Here is a 15,072-nt window from a genome sequence, read left to right on the forward strand (position 1 = left end):
GTTTATAATTTACAAAAAACAATACCCATACATTGATATTATATTTTTTTGAATTTATCCATATTATGATATTTTATCAATCTCATTCCAATAGATATTCAATTATATAACTCAAACGAAGATTTATGGAATTAAAATAAAAAAATCTACAGATTCGCCGACTAATGAGTTTTGCAGTCTTCACCTGCCGCTCACTTAGTCTTGAAAAGTCTGTAGATGGATGGTACAGATACTGCTATTCGCTTTACTAAGATGATTATCGCTCAAGACCTAGTTATAATCCTCCCAATAGCGATATTTCATTTCATTTTCGCCTTTGGTAACGATAATCATGTTCTCTACATGTCCAGTTTCTTTATTCGTTCGGTAGATCATGGTACGAGTTTCTCCCTCATCCGGAACTGAGAATAATACCTTGTCACTAACCATACCGCCACCAATGCCGACGACGTGTTCCCCCACCCGGAAGCTGCGCCCGCCCCTGCTCCACTGGCGCCAGTCCCGCGCGACAAAATAAGACCCATTCCATACCCCGTAACGGTCTAGGCCGTTTTACCCAGAGTGTGCTCTCCGGCTGATTGAGTATGCTTTTGGACCCAGTCATCGTATTTGTCTGTATTTTACTCATAACTTATAATATTTCCTTTTTTATCTACCAGATATATCTGTTTTGCTTTCGTCTTTACCTGTCATTTCAGTAACGGCCACAAGAGATTCTGATGTAACCTTGGAGCTTTCTCCGGTATTGTAATCTGTACGGATCACCGAGTCCTCGTATTGCAGCCGCAGGACATTCATCTGGTCGTGGATTTTCTGCATGACCTGCTTGTCGCCGATGGTCTCCGCGTTTTTCAATAGTTCCTCATATTGATGATATTTCTCCGCGTCTGCCTGCTCCCACTCGTCTATATGTTTTGGTGAATTCACGATATCTTCAGCATGATTTCCAGTCTCTTCGCTGCCCGACAGCGCTGCACTGGCGTTCATCGCTGCTGCCAGGGCTGACCAGAAGCCACGTGTGCTCCCACCATCCGCGTTTCTAAACTTCAAAGCAATGCTTTTCAGCTCAATTTCAATGGATTGAACCTTATTTAATATAGAAGAAAGCGTATATTTAGCTGTACGATAGTCATTATAAAAACGGTTTCTCTCCATACCATCCCACTGGCTGTGAAGGCGGTTCATTGTGTTATCCAGACCGTTTAGCTGGTTATACAGTATGCCGTGGGCATTGGCAAATTGGGAGGCCACGTTATCCAGCTGCTCCGGTGTGACTTGGATTTTTGTCATGGTGATCACATCCCATCTATGAAAATAGGAGATAGATATTACAGTTTACAGTAATCCTTATTTCATATTGTAAGCTATAGAGGTCGGACATTCATGAGGATTTATACGTATTTGTGTATTCAGAAACAGTTCCTTTGATATAATGAATCTGTATAAGTTTATTTCGACAATACATTATTGAAAGTCAGGTGTAAGGACATGTCAGACAAAAAAATTATTTTTTTCGATATCGACGGTACATTACTGGACGATGACAAGAAAATGCCGTTAACCGCCAAAAAAGCTGTCTTTGCTTTGAAAGAGCAGGGCCATGAGGTAGCGATCGCAACAGGACGGGCGCCTTTTATGTTCAAGGATATCCGTGAGCAGCTAGAAATTGATTCCTACGTTAGCTTTAACGGGCAATATGTGGTGCTTCGCGGGGAAGTCGTCGCTACCAATCCGCTGAATCGAGAAGCCCTGCAAGCGATGACCGATCTGGCACTCACACATAATCATGCTCTCGTATATATGGATCATATGGACATGAAGGCCAATATTCCTAACGATGAGCTTGTAGAAAAATCGATCCAAACGCTTAAAGCCAAGATTTCAGTCGGATACGATCCGCTTTACTTCCAGGGAAGAGATATTTATCAGACGCTGTTGATGTGTACGGAAGAAGAAGAACCTTTCTATGAAGCGGTATTCAAGGCATTTGATTTTGTACGCTGGCATCCGAGTTCAGTGGACGTTGTTCCTCACGCTGGCTCCAAGGCCAAGGGCATCCGCGAGATTACGTCCAGACTGGGCATTGCCGCTGAGAATCAATACGCTTTTGGTGATGGATTAAACGATGTGGAGATGCTAACTACTATACATAACAGTGTCGCGATGGGGAACGGCTGTGATGAAGCCAAAGCCGCAGCTAAAATGGTCACAAAGCGCGCTGATGAAGACGGAATTTTGTACGGACTGCAAAAACTCGGCCTGTTAAGCTAACAAAATTGCTGACAGACTGGGCATGTTTCAGAAAAAATCATGTCGGTTTAATGACTAAGATATGAGAAAATAGGAGGTAGTCGTTGGTATGGAAACGGAAGGCTTACGCAATGTCGAACAGCTAGCCCTGAAGAAGTACAAAATTTACAAGCAAAGCCTGCTCCGGTATTTGGCGCGTTCCATGCTGGCGAGTATGTTTATCGGATTCGGTGTTATTGTCGCCTTCAAGACAGGCAATTTTTTTTACATGGAGCACTCTCCACTCACTTATCCCATGGCAGCGCTCACGTTCGGGGCAGCCATCATTCTGATCGCATATGGCGGCGGGGATCTGTTTACCGGCAATACCTTCTATTACACCTATGCTGCGCTCCGTAAAAAGCTGCGCTGGGGGCAGGTACTCCGGCTGTGGGCTGCCAGCTATGGAGGTAATTTGCTGGGTGCGGGTGTGTTTGCACTCCTTATTTACTTGACCGGGCTGTTTGACTCCTCCAGCGTGAACAGCTTTTTGCTGAACGTAGTTGAACACAAAATGGAAGCGCCTGCAATGCAGCTGTTTTTCCGCGCTATTTTGTGTAATTGGCTGGTCTGCCTCGCCTTTTTTGTTCCGATGTTTATGAAGGAAAATGGCGCAAAGATGTTTGCCATGATGCTGTTTGTATTCTGCTTTTTCATTTCGGGATATGAGCATAGTGTAGCTAACATGTGTACTTTCGCGATTGCGCTCGTGCTGGATCATCCGGGTACGGTCTCTGTCGCTGGTGTCATCCATAATCTCGTTCCGGTAACGCTGGGGAATCTGGTGGGTGGCGTGCTGCTGATGGGGGTTATGTACTATTCCGTCAACCTCCCGTTTTTGGACGAAGAGGATCACTAAAAAAGAAGCCGTGGAACCTAAGTTCCATGGCTTCTTTGCATTAATTCTGATAATAGCGTATGCAAGGTCTGCAGATGTTTCTTTGCTGTTTATTCTGCTTGAGCAGGAAAATGAATAAATTCCTCCAACTCCTTGAACAGCTTTTTGGGATTGACGTTGTCAGGTACAACCAGAGTTAGCGGCTCATCCAGCTTGAGCACATACATGCCTAAAATGGATTTGGCATCTGCCATGCCGCTTTTGCCATGAATCCAGATGTCATACGTATAATTGGATACGATTTGATTGATCTTCTCAATATCCTTAACGTTTTTTACCTTGATGGGTGTCATCATTGCACAGCTCTCCCCTGCGTTGAATTGGGGCTTACGAAACAAGCCTTAACATCACTATACCCTATTTATAAAGAACGTTGCACAAACTTAATTTAGAAAATGACATGCGGCGGGGAGCTGACCTTCCAGTAGCTGCCGACCTTTTCAAAATTCACGGTGATTTTCTCGTTTGCCTTCTTGGTTTCTGCCGGATACGGCACGGTCAGCAGGTAGCTGCGCTTCACCGGGGTCATGGTTACCATCTTCGCCGTAGCCCGACTGAACTCTAGCAAATTACCGCCATCTGCGTTCAACTGAGCTAGTCTGCCGTTGACTTCAACAAAAAATTTGCCAACAAATTGCTCACTCGCCTGTTTGGTATAAACCTGCGTCAGATAGTTGATTAATTTGGTCTTCGTGCCGATGTCCTCGGACAAATAGCGGTAGCTTTTACCGTTCAACTGGAACGCTTGACCCAATGCTTTGCCGCCGCTGACGGCATACTGATAACGAGACTGCGCCTCCAGTACAAGCGGAACCGCACTTTCATGGTTCAGCTTGTCCAACTGGGCTGGATTCACGCTAGTGGCTGGGGCTGTGGCTGGCCCCGAAGTGGATGGGTGTTGTGGCTTGGACGGCTTGGCAGTCGATGGTACGGACGGGGCAGCCGCTGGTGTTGCTGACGCGGATGGACGCGGTGCTGGTGCAGACGGAGCTGCTGGTGTAGCCGCTGGGACGGAACCAGCGGCTGGGGCTGTTGCGGCTGGAACTGACGGCGCTTGCGCAGGGGCAGGCGTCGCAACAGACGCAGATGCTGCTGGGGCTGGCACCTGAGCCGGTACAGTTACTGATGGACTAGCAACGTTTGGTTGCGTCGTGTTCGCTGGACTGGTCACGGCGGGCGCAGCAGCAGCGACCTGTGCCGCGCTCAAAAGGGTGGCCGCAACACATAGTGCGGATAGTTTCGTATTTATTTTCATACTCTTATACACCTCCATAATCATATGTCTGCATAAACTGCACACGTTTCTATTATAAGAATTTTGTTGCTCGATTGGGTTGCTAAATTGTTTCTATTTGCCTTTTTTTGTTCATTCTGCACGAAGTTTGTCCGTATTTGCTGGGATCGTAGGTTCTGACTGCTTCCCCTGCTTTACCTCGCTCTCTTCCAAGGATCGTGACAGTTGCTTCACAGAACGGTCCAGCTGCTCTAATCTACGATTAAAGGTAACGAGGATGTATTTTAACAGGATCAGACTTAATGCTGCAGGGAATCCGACATTAGTTACGAGCTCAATCATGCCTTCAGTCGTTAAAGAATTCACAGATTCCGCCTCCTTTTTCATGCATATATTACTTAATAAGAACTAATGTTCCCATTTATACGAAAGTCATACGTTCTCGATGTACCCATAACAAAAAGAGCCCCCATTAGTCTGGAGCTCTTTCTAATTATGTTCATAACTTGCATTCACCTCACTACTGAGTTGCACATCAAGGAGTGTATATATTCGGCTGCGGCGGCTTGGACATCCCTTCTCCCAAGTAAAATCCAGTATGCGGCGGCTGATTATAGGCTACGTTTTGCCAGGCTACACTCAGGCGATACACCGGATCATGCATAAGTGTGTGGAATCGGTATTCAGACTCATAGGGTGTTGTGTAGATGCGCAGCGCCGAATTATCACTTTTGCGCCAAATGACTTCCTCCCGCCAGTCACCGAATAGATCCGCCTGCAATGACGGCGTTCCTTTCGTTCCGTTATTGGAACTCGTCCCTGTAGCCGTAAGCAAGTTGGAGGTCGTCGAGTTCGTATAGTTCCACTTGTCTATTTTACCGGCGCTTGATGAGGTATGATCCAGCAGTTCACGGAGGAGATCCCCATCCCACCAGATCCCAAAATTAATGGAAGACGGCATCGTGTTGGTAATGAGCTCCCCCTTGGCTGAACGTAACCCAATGCCTGGTGCCCATTGCTCATTCCCCTTCGTTCGCGGATCAATGTCTGCCGACATGCCACGTCCGGTATCCTTGCCTGTTTTTACGCCCCATAAAATGTTGCCATTACGCGGATCGTACATAGCGGCTCCGTAGGTGGCATTTTTGTCCTCGTTCACCTTGAACACTTCATATCCTGAACGGTCCGGGTCCAAATCCCCGACATGAAGCGCATCTCCATGTCCCATCCCCGTGTTAGCCAATTTTGCTCCGTTATCGTCTACCACCAGTGAGCCATACACAATTTCATCCTTAGCATCCCCATCCACATCTGCCACGCTCAAACTGTGGTTCCCCTGTCCAGCCGTCCCGGCATTGGTGGAGCTGTTGCTGTCAAAAGTCCAGCGACGGGTCAGATTGCCGTTCCGCCAATCATATGCGACCAAAACAGTGCGGGTGTAGTAACCACGCGCCATCACTATACTGGGTCTCACACCATCCAGATAAGCAACCCCGGCCAGAAAACGATCCACACGGTTACCATAGTTGTCTCCCCAACTGGATACCGTCCCACGCGGAGGCACATAGTCAATCGTACTGAGAGCCTTGCCTGTATCACCTGAGAATACGGTCAGAAACTCGGGACCTTTCAAAATATACCCGCTCGTGTTGCGATGATCTGCCGAAGCGTCGCCAATTTTTACACCTGTACCATCTACCGTGCCGTCTGCTGTCTTACATACGATCTCTGCTTTACCATCGCCATCAAAATCATAGACGAGAAACTGCGTATAGTGAGCTCCAGCCCGAATGTTCCGTCCCAGGTCGATTCGCCATTTGCGTGTTCCATCCAGCTCATATCCGTCCAAAAATACATTTCCCGTATAACCGGATTGCGAATTATCCTTAGCATTGGAAGGGTCCCATTTCAGTACAATCTCATACTCACCATCCCCATCGAGGTCCCCTACGCTGGCATCATTGGCATTGTACGTGTAGTTCATATTATCCGGGGTTGTTCCTCCTGCAGGCTGCTGGATGGGAACGTCCAGATAGTTGTTGTTCCATACCTTTACCGCTAGAGAAGCGGCCTGCTCTGCTCCATTAACCACCGCACGAACGGTATACGTAGATGATGTCGTACCTGCCTTGTCCAGAAAGTTGGTTCTCGATGTAATCGGCGTATCGTTGACCTTGCTTGTCCCTCTGTACAAATTGAAGCCAACCGAATCCGCTTCCGTACCCAGCAAGCGCCAGCTCACCAGTACACCTTCTGGTACTTTCACTGCGACAGTTCCCCTATTCAGCTTCTCCATTTGCCTCGTAGAGGCTGCTGAGATCTGGCTATCCATCGGAGTGACCACCCCACACAGCATGACACCAAGACAGAGCAACACAGTATGCCGAAATCTTTTGTTCATCTGATCATTAGCTCCTTTCATAGTTTGTATTTTTAATAAATTTATTTTATCTGACTGATAAGTTATTGTTGTTTAAATCTTATGATAGCGCTTACATATGTGTAAAGGGACGAATCCGTCCTTTTTGTTCAAAAATCCGTGCTAATGCTTTAAAAATCAGAGGTCCATGAATAATCGTTCTTCGTCAGCTATGCTTTGGATATCCTCCGAGCTAATACTGATATATTGATAGCCTTCTGCCTGTTGTTTTTTCAATGCCAGTTCCTTCATATAACGTGGGCTTCCCTCTCCAGCATCCTCATCGTACACAAGCAATAAACCGTCTGTTTTGCGGAAAAGGAGTTCATCTCGTGCCTTGAGTTGCCAGATACCCTGATAGGGCTGGCGGCTGACCACTCCCACGTAGTCCACTCCGGCGCAAATCTGCTGAAAGTATTCCTTTTTATCCTCCTTCCACTTTTCCTCCATATTTTGATGAGCCATCATAATAGAGCATTTTAGGTGAGGATATTGCTGTTTTAATGCAACGACGACCTCGCAAGCCCACAAGTCCACCCCGTATTGGCCAGGGGTAATCACCCATTCCAGCCCATCTTCGATCAGGGGAATCAACCTGCTTGCAATCGCCTTTTTAATGTATGGAATGCCTTCATGCTTTTGACTGAAAATATTCAGCTCATGGGCACGGTAGCCTGAAACGAGCAAGTTTTTCATCATCTCATCGTCCTTCTGGAATTATCATAAAGGTTATTGTACCATTTCAGAGCAGGTCGCTAAACACTTCATTTTTTGGATAAACGAATCGAATATAGTACAAAAAAAACAAACCTCTGCCCTATAGGGTAAACAAGGTTCGTTTTTTGGGATGCTGGGTGTTCATTCACAACTACTTTATGGTGCTTAATGAATTCCTATTAATGTCGGTATATCACTTCTCAGACGAGTTTATTCGGCGATCTTGAATTCTAATATTGCTGCTAAACATGCCGGCATCACTACTTAGTTTAAACGACGGGTAACTAGGATCTGCCTCAAGCCGCATTCTGCTGTCGAACTGCTGTTCCTGCTGCCGATCAATCCAAAAAGAATACGAATTGGACTGAATTGCTATATCAGTTGCATTCGGTGCATCGACCACCAAGATGACAAGTACGCCGTTGCATCCACAATCTTCTGTATCATAAAATAACTTGAACATACCCGGTCGTCCTGAAAGGACCGATGCTAGCCTTTCAACCGACAAGGAATCCAACTCTAAATGTATATTCATGAGATAAATCCTCTCCTTTGCAATCGAAACATTCGGATATATTGGGAACTCACAACTCCAAAAATCTAAATATAAATTATATTTTCATTATAATCATTTAAAATCTTTAAGTAAAAGGAGAACATTAATTATGCATTCACAAATAAGAACATTTATTTCTTAATTTGTTGTGTATTTATCAAGTTTAAACCATTGTTGAAATTCAATCTGGCTCATTTTTTTAACAGTTTTTACTTTTTTGCTGTCCATTGAGTATCTGTATAACTTCTTTTGGTCAGATGGATACTCACTTATATAATCTATATTTTTTCCACTTTTATGCCATAAAATCAGACTTGTGCTAATGTAATTCGTTTCCCTAGGAAGATATATAAAGGCATCCGTCTTTGTATTATAAATGGCTATAGAGCTGCTTGATGTATCACCATACGAAAAAGCAATTTGATCTTCTTTCGGTGACCAGTTATAAGCAGTAATGGATTCTATATTTCTTTTACCTTTAGCCTTCAAAAGATCATTTACAATGATAGATTTTCCGGTTGTAAGATTGATCAGTAACAACGTACTTCCCGCACCGCGCTGTGCTTGTATAGCTAACCATGTATTAGAAGGAGATACTACTGCGCTCGATATATCACGCAATTTATCATGATATTCATCTGTTTTAAGGGTGTAATTTTTATCTCCTTTTTTAATAGTTATGGATGTAATGACACGTTTCTCAGAACTTGGTACATTTTCTCGCTCAATTTTTTTTGCCACTAACGTAATGTTTTTTTCCGTCCAAGTCAATTGATTTGGGGTTTCGCTCTTTTTAAACTTCGTTATAGACTGATACACAGATGGATTTACAGCAAGAACCGAACTTTGAACATAGGTATTAGGATGCAACGTACGATTAGCATTGACGATAGAAAAGCCACTTGCACTTCCCACCAGCACTATACCCGACAGGAAAGCAATAGCGTATTTTAATGTTAGACTTTTCATTTTAATTGCTCCTTTGTAAAAGATGTATTGTTCTTAGGATTCATTATAGAAAGAGAGAGGATGGGCTGATCTAAACATGAACAAAACAGCTAAATTTATTTCTATTCTTATATTTTCTGCGAGTATATGTGTATTAGGTTTTTCACCCGATAATACGGTATACCTTCTATTTTGAAAAGGATAAAGATAATGTATGGACAATTGTTTCCATTGACTTGATTAATCATTCGAATCGAAGAGAAGACGTACTGATAAAATCAGAACGTCTTCTCTTCTTTAAAATTTATTTTGAACAAGTTGTAGCAAGAAGCGTACAAAAGAAAACCAGCTAATGTTTGTCAAGAGGGCCTACTTGTACAGGGAAAATAAAGTATTAGACTGGCATACCTAACTTTAAAAAGCTTTTATATACCAAGCATCCATAGCAGAGTGTTCAGAACCTGGTAGAGGTTCATGTAAAAGTGTAAATCCAAACTTTTCATATAATAAACATGCAGTTTTTAATTCATGCATTGTTTCTAAATAGCATTTTTCATAATGTTTAGAGGCAAAAGACGAAGCTGTTTCCATAAGTTTCTTGGAAAGCCCTAAACCTTGAGCTTTTGGACTTAAGTATAGCTTTTGTAATTCGCAAACTTTATCATGTTCGTTAAATGGTGCTATACCAATTCCACCAACAACTTCTCCTTCCATTTCTACTACCCAATAGTTCGCATGTTTTAAATTATTATAATATTGGTGTAGGTCATTAAGATGAGGGTCAAAATAAGCTGTTCCAGGGATCGCTAATCCAAGTGATTTTAATGAATCTTGTATAATTTCTTTTACTTTTGCATTGTCTTCTTTTTTCATTTCTCGAATAATCATATACGATCTCCTTCAATTAAATCTCAAAATCGAGAGCATACTGCCGGTAGTCCTTTCGGTCTGTGGTTCGGTATTTCAGTTCGTGATTCGCCGGACAAACGAACATATTTCGCTCGGCGTCAATAACCCGAATCAAGTGCTACGGCTTCGACCTTAAATTCAAATCATTTTTGCTGGCGATCCAAACGCGACAAATAGGGCACGTATCCTCCTATGTCAGAACCAGAGAGAAACCTTCTCGGAAAACATGTTTGTACCAAACTATGCCATGTATGAAGGACTTCCAGTTCTGCTAACGAGAAAACTTAACTCCCACCTGTTGTCTTACGTTTTTTGATGGAACACCAGAAAATGAACGCCTATCTTGTTGGTTCGGAATCAACCATTTCCCGTGAAGTAGAGGCGAGTGGGACAGTTATCTTGACGGGTTATTTATCCCCTAAAACCACTAGTTCTCCCCGGCTATCGTCATCTTAAAACACCTATTAAAATAGGCCAACCAAATTTGGGGTTGACCTAATAATACGAAATCATACTTGAGAGAAAACCGCCTTTTACTCATATCGAAATCATTCTTTAATAAGAAGCTCGCCTAGTCGCTGTTGCAACTGATGGGCATAGAACGATAGTTCTGCTTCAGCGGCCAAATCCCGCAACAATGCCTGGATCAAAAACGCTCTAGGTGCCTCATTTTCCAATTCTTCCTCAAGCAACACGGTCACTTGCTGCAGTTCCTTCTTTCTGGCATTCGGGATATATAAATCAGGAATGATCGACAAGATCGCTTGAAACAAAACGGAAATCCTCGCTGAGCTTGTCGGGACAAGTGACTCTAAATCCACTTCCTCATACTCTTTCATGAACTCATAGGTTAGCAAAGGCTGTGGCGAACATTTACTCAAACCTTGAACCAAATCATCCATTCGTTCCGCGATAAACCCTGCTAGTTTTTCGACGGTGATTGGTTTGTAGGCGAATAGCAGATGAAAAGTATACTCCCGGATCATGCCGCTAAACATGGCAGTTACGTCCCATTTCCAATCCAATATGGCAGAGCCGTATTGGCGCGTCAACAGGTTTTGGTAATAGCTGAACATCTGAATCTGAATCTGATGAATGAGGGTAGAGATGTTGTCGTTGCTCGCCGAGGGAAATTCATTGTAATCTCGGGAAATATAGTAGCCGTGACGGCCAAAGAATTGGAACAAACCCATAATTTCGGCCAGATACGTTTCCCGGCGCGGTAATGCCATTTTCCGAATTCGCTCTACCTCATCCATCATATACTGCTGGCGTTGCTTCAGTATACTGACGAATAACTCTTCCTTGGACTCAAAAAATTTATACAAGGAACCTTTGGCGATACTGCAATCGTCGGCGATATCCTGAATTGAGGTTGCTCTATAGCCTTTCTCCATAAAAAGGCGGACAGCAGATTGGACGATTTTTTCCTTTATTAAACCCATGCTTATGTCTCCTTATCACTCGTTACTGGACAGGTGTGATTTTTTTTCAAAGCTCCTTGATCAAGTATAGCCAATATCCAGCGAGCAAAAAAGAAGGCGTCGTGCCAAAATGAGGCGTCAGGTCCACTCCATGGTTCTCAGTAAAAGCGTTCTCCCTTACATTAGAGCGATACATAGCATACAAATATGGAGTAAGGCCAGCACATAAATAAGCCTCACAACAGTGACAAGCCAATTTCGGATTATGAGCAACACGGTCATCAAGGCTGGAAAACCAAAAAGACCGCCCCATCGACTGACGAACCTGTCGGCTTGTCCATTCATGAAATGAACAGGGATCTCCGAAGGAGCAGACCAGACCACTATCATGGCGGCAAGCCACGCAAGCACCGTGACAAAAACGGGAGTTTTAGGATGAAAGAGAATCTTAATCAATGCGTTGCCTCCTTTTGTTTTATCTTATTTGGGAATAGTGAGCCAGAAAGTCCAGTGCCAGTCTACGAATTCCACCAACCAGCCGGATAGTACCATACTTAGCGCGGGAGCGAGAAGCATTGGAATCCCAAGTAAACTGATAATCGCCCCTCGCTTGTCAGGTGACGCAAGGCGATATAGCATAGCCATTCCAATCGGGGAAACCATGTCTCCCCCCAAACCTTGAATGATCCGAAAAATAATCAGTTGTCCGGGATTTTGCGCAAATGCAGATAATATGGAACCTAACATAAAAAATCCAATAGAACAAAGAAACACCTTCTTAGCACCGCATTTGTCCGAAAGCCATCCTGCCAACGGAATGACCGCAGAAAGTGCTAGTGTATAGGCGTTTACCGACCATGGAGTGGTCTGGAGCGAAACGTCAAATTCCCGCACCCAGGTCGCGAGGGCCAGGTTAAGAGCTGTGCTGTTCAAAATCACCATAAACGTCCCTATGACGATCGCAAGCGTTGGTGAAAAATATGGACGGAATACAAATGAGTTTTCCTTAGAAGATTCGTCAATAACTGCATGATGAGACATATACAAATAACCTGCTTTCTCTAGAAATGAACGAAGGCTAAGGACTGAGCCTGCTTCAAACTAGTCGCCAAGACTCTTTTTGACCAATTAGTTTTATAAAAAACTTTCTGGTTTTCAACTCATCATATCCTTGAGATCCAGGTGTGTCAATCCTCGATATAAACAGATTTATTCGAATTATGGACTATTAGTTCTTTACAAAACCCAATAGTCAAAATAAGATAAATATCAGGGTTCGAAATATAAAGCATTGATTTAGTCATGAAAAAACAGGGATTTATAAATGAACGGAAGGAAAAGAATATGCAAAAAAACAATCATGAGCACACCGCTGCACTCTATTTTGATGGCTTGACCAACTTCAGGGATTTCGGAGGCTATGCCACCACGGATGGGAAGAGAGTAAGAAAGGGAATCCTGTTCCGCTCCGACGAATTGTCAAAGTTATCAAGAGCCGACATGGCACGAATGGATCAAATCGGTTTCAAGCTGATTTGCGACTTGAGAACGGAAACGGAGCAGAAATCGAACAAGAGCCGCATGCTGAACCAGGGAGTCGAAGTAAAGAATTTGACCATGCAGGATAAAAGTCAGGAGTTTACCCGTCTCGAATTTATGAAATATTTAATTAGACATGGCAAAGATATCGATTTTGAGCAAACGATGAAAGACATGTATGACCATATGGGGACTGGCTCTAAGTCTACGCTACAGAAACTTTTCACTCTATTGTCCGAAAAAGAGAAGTTTCCTGTCCTGATTCATTGCACTGGGGGCAAGGATCGAACTGGATTCATCGTGGCGATTATTCAGCTGTTTCTGGGAATTCCCTACGAAAGCGTGCTTGAGGACTACTTGCATTCCAATATATGCATCGGGCCACGTATGAAAAAAGCCGAGAAACTGATCCGTCTGATGAGTTTTTACCGAGTGCCTGCAGAGCGGATCAGACCCATGCTGGAGGTGAAGCGCGATTATCTGGAGGACGTGCTACAGGGAATTATGAGCCGGCATGCGAACATTGAGGGATACTTGAAAAACGAATGCGGCGTTTCGCAGCAGCACCTGGAACGCTTCAAAGAGCTCGCTCTAGAGTAACGAAATTGAAGTTACCTTGTCCAATAAATTATGGAGCATTTTGGTATTTTGGCGAGGAATGGTCAAATAAAACTATATGTACATTCACCGATGGAAGATAAAATTGACTCTATAGTTAACTATAATGTTTATAATTGGTGACGTGAAATAACAAGAAAAGAATTATTGAGGGGATTTAAAAATGAGATACGTGGCGTGAGAGCTGTAAGACGGAACATCTCCTGCAGAGGAAATGAGCCTTCGTCCGGGAATGTTCGAAGACAAGCTTGATGAAAGAATTGTTTCTGTGAATACAGCCGGAGATGAAATTGTTATTCGCCCAATTGGCTTTCACTACAAAGAGTAGAGGTCTCAGACCAATATACACAATTAGGGTGTATGCCTGCCCACATATTGATAAGTACCTTTCGGGTATGCAATCCACTCATCTTGCTGATTAAAAACGGGCGATCCGCATGTTATACCTTGTTTACGCACAAATGTCCCACCTTGAGGAAACAATCGGTTCTGCGAATGAGGCTCTCCAAGCACATCTACCACAGATCCATGATAGTTTAAAACATAAGCGACCGTATTAAATTCGCTTGGGCTATAGAAATGACCCTCTTGATTAAAATAGGCAACATTAGTCACATCCATGAAATCGTAAAAAATGCTGTTTATGATCAGGTACGGTATTAATGGGTTAACCGGATATAGTGCTGTGCTGGATATGTTCATGCAGTTCGTGTTTTTCATGAATTGGTGAACCTCCAGCTCATATCCTTCTACTTTATGAGAAAAGTCACCTTCCTGGTTGCAGAACAATTGCAGCACGATGCGACCGTCTCCACCATCGACATATTGTGAAAAGAACAAAAGAAGTGCCTCCTGTGATTTTGTTGAATCTGAATATAATCCGCTCTGCCAGCCATTCCTATGACCTACTTAAGCTGCTACTCAACAGGACTTTACATTCACATCATAAATAGGGCTAGTCACTGTATAGGTGAAAAATACGCTCGCTCTGCCACCTTTTCCATCCTCTGCCGTCACAAACACCTGTGTGCTTCCTGCTGATTTGGGCTTTAACGCAAGCTGTTGACTTGCTATTTCTACTTCTGCTACGTATACATCTGAAGTAACCGCATGATACGATAACTCATCCTGATCGCCAGCCAAAAATACATTTTGTAAATCCACTATTGTATCACCAGAACCTATACTACCAGATTGATCGGAAGGAACTATGGCTTTAACAGATACATGATTAAGTGTTGGTGTGAAATTCGTTACAGAATTACCCTCGCCGCCAGAATCGGTAAAAGATACTATATTCGCTTTAGTCACAATTACTGACGTTTCCCCTTTCGTTTCCGCATGAACAAAGTTGTAGTCCCCATGCTATACTTGCCAGCAGCGTCTCGATTAGCGCTTTCTGCATTCTTTATTTGTTTCTTGCTCATCAGTTCCCCCGTAAAACGGTTCTTTCTTTGGTTAGTGAAAAGATCTTATCATCCGCTTCTGAACCGATTCTGAACAATATTAAAATTTTATTTA

Annotated in this window: 19 protein-coding genes; 3 read left to right on the plus strand and 16 right to left on the minus strand. The window is 43.5% G+C overall.

Annotated elements, in window-relative coordinates:
• Positions 1 to 270 precede the first annotated feature (270 nt).
• Genes ACQQ6X_RS12090 through ACQQ6X_RS12100 form a run of 3 tightly spaced genes read right to left on the minus strand, consistent with a single transcriptional unit; the run spans position 271 to position 1,290 of the window.
• A complete protein-coding gene (locus tag ACQQ6X_RS12090; RefSeq protein WP_430493585.1) occupies positions 271 to 429 on the minus strand; it encodes a hypothetical protein in 159 nt (52 codons plus the stop codon).
• The gene (locus tag ACQQ6X_RS12095; protein ID WP_305165515.1) at positions 422 to 628 is read right to left on the minus strand and encodes a hypothetical protein; all 207 of its coding nucleotides are present in this window, start codon (positions 626 to 628) and stop codon (positions 422 to 424) included. The genes ACQQ6X_RS12090 and ACQQ6X_RS12095 overlap by 8 nt, the downstream gene beginning before the upstream one ends.
• A gap of 20 nt (positions 629 to 648) precedes the next feature.
• The gene (locus ACQQ6X_RS12100; protein WP_305165516.1) at positions 649 to 1,290 is read right to left on the minus strand and encodes a WXG100 family type VII secretion target; all 642 of its coding nucleotides are present in this window, start codon (positions 1,288 to 1,290) and stop codon (positions 649 to 651) included.
• 198 nt (positions 1,291 to 1,488) lie between these two features.
• On the opposite strand from ACQQ6X_RS12100, the gene ACQQ6X_RS12105 reads away from it, so the two are divergent.
• The gene (locus ACQQ6X_RS12105; protein WP_305165517.1) at positions 1,489 to 2,271 is read left to right on the plus strand and encodes a Cof-type HAD-IIB family hydrolase; all 783 of its coding nucleotides are present in this window, start codon (positions 1,489 to 1,491) and stop codon (positions 2,269 to 2,271) included.
• A gap of 88 nt (positions 2,272 to 2,359) precedes the next feature.
• Complete coding sequence (locus tag ACQQ6X_RS12110) at positions 2,360 to 3,148, plus strand: formate/nitrite transporter family protein (protein WP_305165518.1); 789 nt, start codon at positions 2,360 to 2,362, stop codon at positions 3,146 to 3,148.
• A gap of 89 nt (positions 3,149 to 3,237) precedes the next feature.
• On the opposite strand, the gene ACQQ6X_RS12115 is transcribed toward ACQQ6X_RS12110, so the two are convergent.
• The 11 genes from ACQQ6X_RS12115 to ACQQ6X_RS12165 form a co-directional block, all read right to left on the minus strand.
• Positions 3,238 to 3,483, minus strand: coding sequence for an HPr family phosphocarrier protein (locus ACQQ6X_RS12115; protein ID WP_016819915.1), 246 nt, complete (start codon positions 3,481 to 3,483; stop codon positions 3,238 to 3,240).
• A 92-nt stretch (positions 3,484 to 3,575) separates the two neighbouring features.
• Positions 3,576 to 4,442, minus strand: coding sequence for a DL-endopeptidase inhibitor IseA family protein (locus ACQQ6X_RS12120; protein ID WP_305165519.1), 867 nt, complete (start codon positions 4,440 to 4,442; stop codon positions 3,576 to 3,578).
• Positions 4,443 to 4,553: 111 nt separating this feature from the next.
• On the minus strand, positions 4,554 to 4,787 hold the full coding sequence (locus ACQQ6X_RS12125; protein WP_305165520.1) for a hypothetical protein: 234 nt from the start codon (positions 4,785 to 4,787) through the stop codon (positions 4,554 to 4,556).
• Positions 4,788 to 4,956: 169 nt separating this feature from the next.
• On the minus strand, positions 4,957 to 6,822 hold the full coding sequence (locus ACQQ6X_RS12130) for a rhamnogalacturonan lyase (RefSeq protein WP_430493586.1): 1,866 nt from the start codon (positions 6,820 to 6,822) through the stop codon (positions 4,957 to 4,959).
• A 156-nt stretch (positions 6,823 to 6,978) separates the two neighbouring features.
• Positions 6,979 to 7,539 (minus strand): SLOG family protein, encoded by a 561-nt coding sequence (locus tag ACQQ6X_RS12135; protein WP_305165521.1) that lies wholly within the window; start codon positions 7,537 to 7,539, stop codon positions 6,979 to 6,981.
• Between the two features lie 211 nt (positions 7,540 to 7,750).
• Positions 7,751 to 8,092 carry an iron-sulfur cluster biosynthesis family protein gene (locus ACQQ6X_RS12140; protein WP_305165522.1) on the minus strand — a complete coding sequence of 114 codons (342 nt, stop codon included), beginning with the start codon at positions 8,090 to 8,092 and terminating at the stop codon, positions 7,751 to 7,753.
• Between the two features lie 159 nt (positions 8,093 to 8,251).
• Entirely contained in the window at positions 8,252 to 9,082 is an 831-nt protein-coding gene (locus tag ACQQ6X_RS12145; RefSeq protein WP_305165523.1) for a hypothetical protein, read from the minus strand.
• A 393-nt stretch (positions 9,083 to 9,475) separates the two neighbouring features.
• Positions 9,476 to 9,949 (minus strand): GNAT family N-acetyltransferase, encoded by a 474-nt coding sequence (locus ACQQ6X_RS12150; protein WP_305165524.1) that lies wholly within the window; start codon positions 9,947 to 9,949, stop codon positions 9,476 to 9,478.
• Positions 9,950 to 10,518: 569 nt separating this feature from the next.
• Positions 10,519 to 11,415 carry a TetR/AcrR family transcriptional regulator gene (locus tag ACQQ6X_RS12155; RefSeq protein ID WP_149035540.1) on the minus strand — a complete coding sequence of 299 codons (897 nt, stop codon included), beginning with the start codon at positions 11,413 to 11,415 and terminating at the stop codon, positions 10,519 to 10,521.
• Between the two features lie 156 nt (positions 11,416 to 11,571).
• The gene (locus ACQQ6X_RS12160; protein WP_305165525.1) at positions 11,572 to 11,850 is read right to left on the minus strand and encodes a DUF1648 domain-containing protein; all 279 of its coding nucleotides are present in this window, start codon (positions 11,848 to 11,850) and stop codon (positions 11,572 to 11,574) included.
• A 24-nt stretch (positions 11,851 to 11,874) separates the two neighbouring features.
• Positions 11,875 to 12,435 (minus strand): MFS transporter, encoded by a 561-nt coding sequence (locus ACQQ6X_RS12165; RefSeq protein WP_305165526.1) that lies wholly within the window; start codon positions 12,433 to 12,435, stop codon positions 11,875 to 11,877.
• A gap of 303 nt (positions 12,436 to 12,738) precedes the next feature.
• On the opposite strand from ACQQ6X_RS12165, the gene ACQQ6X_RS12170 reads away from it, so the two are divergent.
• The gene (locus ACQQ6X_RS12170; RefSeq protein ID WP_305165527.1) at positions 12,739 to 13,533 is read left to right on the plus strand and encodes a tyrosine-protein phosphatase; all 795 of its coding nucleotides are present in this window, start codon (positions 12,739 to 12,741) and stop codon (positions 13,531 to 13,533) included.
• A 369-nt stretch (positions 13,534 to 13,902) separates the two neighbouring features.
• On the opposite strand, the gene ACQQ6X_RS12175 is transcribed toward ACQQ6X_RS12170, so the two are convergent.
• Together ACQQ6X_RS12175 and ACQQ6X_RS12180 are read right to left on the minus strand one after the other, a co-directional pair.
• On the minus strand, positions 13,903 to 14,391 hold the full coding sequence (locus tag ACQQ6X_RS12175; RefSeq protein WP_305165528.1) for an RTX toxin: 489 nt from the start codon (positions 14,389 to 14,391) through the stop codon (positions 13,903 to 13,905).
• An 81-nt stretch (positions 14,392 to 14,472) separates the two neighbouring features.
• Positions 14,473 to 14,862, minus strand: coding sequence for a hypothetical protein (locus ACQQ6X_RS12180; RefSeq protein WP_305165529.1), 390 nt, complete (start codon positions 14,860 to 14,862; stop codon positions 14,473 to 14,475).
• Between the last annotated feature and the right edge of the window lie 210 nt (positions 14,863 to 15,072).

The organism is Paenibacillus ottowii (genome assembly GCF_050516475.1).
GTDB classification, from domain to species: domain Bacteria; phylum Bacillota; class Bacilli; order Paenibacillales; family Paenibacillaceae; genus Paenibacillus; species Paenibacillus ottowii.

What these genes read in the sequence shown, in the direction of transcription:
- ACQQ6X_RS12155 (WP_149035540.1), bottom strand. Translation starts at nt 11,415, where the DNA reads ATGGGTTTAATAAAGGAAAAAATCGTCCAATCTGCTGTCCGCCTTTTT.
- ACQQ6X_RS12140 (WP_305165522.1), bottom strand. Translation starts at nt 8,092, where the DNA reads ATGAATATACATTTAGAGTTGGATTCCTTGTCGGTTGAAAGGCTAGCA.
- ACQQ6X_RS12120 (WP_305165519.1), bottom strand. Translation starts at nt 4,442, where the DNA reads ATGAAAATAAATACGAAACTATCCGCACTATGTGTTGCGGCCACCCTT.
- ACQQ6X_RS12165 (WP_305165526.1), bottom strand. Translation starts at nt 12,435, where the DNA reads ATGTCTCATCATGCAGTTATTGACGAATCTTCTAAGGAAAACTCATTT.
- ACQQ6X_RS12110 (WP_305165518.1), top strand. Translation starts at nt 2,360, where the DNA reads ATGGAAACGGAAGGCTTACGCAATGTCGAACAGCTAGCCCTGAAGAAG.
- ACQQ6X_RS12105 (WP_305165517.1), top strand. Translation starts at nt 1,489, where the DNA reads ATGTCAGACAAAAAAATTATTTTTTTCGATATCGACGGTACATTACTG.
- ACQQ6X_RS12090 (WP_430493585.1), bottom strand. Translation starts at nt 429, where the DNA reads ATGGTTAGTGACAAGGTATTATTCTCAGTTCCGGATGAGGGAGAAACT.
- ACQQ6X_RS12095 (WP_305165515.1), bottom strand. Translation starts at nt 628, where the DNA reads ATGAGTAAAATACAGACAAATACGATGACTGGGTCCAAAAGCATACTC.
- ACQQ6X_RS12130 (WP_430493586.1), bottom strand. Translation starts at nt 6,822, where the DNA reads ATGAACAAAAGATTTCGGCATACTGTGTTGCTCTGTCTTGGTGTCATG.
- ACQQ6X_RS12145 (WP_305165523.1), bottom strand. Translation starts at nt 9,082, where the DNA reads ATGAAAAGTCTAACATTAAAATACGCTATTGCTTTCCTGTCGGGTATA.
- ACQQ6X_RS12135 (WP_305165521.1), bottom strand. Translation starts at nt 7,539, where the DNA reads ATGATGAAAAACTTGCTCGTTTCAGGCTACCGTGCCCATGAGCTGAAT.
- ACQQ6X_RS12170 (WP_305165527.1), top strand. Translation starts at nt 12,739, where the DNA reads ATGCAAAAAAACAATCATGAGCACACCGCTGCACTCTATTTTGATGGC.
- ACQQ6X_RS12150 (WP_305165524.1), bottom strand. Translation starts at nt 9,949, where the DNA reads ATGATTATTCGAGAAATGAAAAAAGAAGACAATGCAAAAGTAAAAGAA.
- ACQQ6X_RS12100 (WP_305165516.1), bottom strand. Translation starts at nt 1,290, where the DNA reads ATGACAAAAATCCAAGTCACACCGGAGCAGCTGGATAACGTGGCCTCC.
- ACQQ6X_RS12115 (WP_016819915.1), bottom strand. Translation starts at nt 3,483, where the DNA reads ATGATGACACCCATCAAGGTAAAAAACGTTAAGGATATTGAGAAGATC.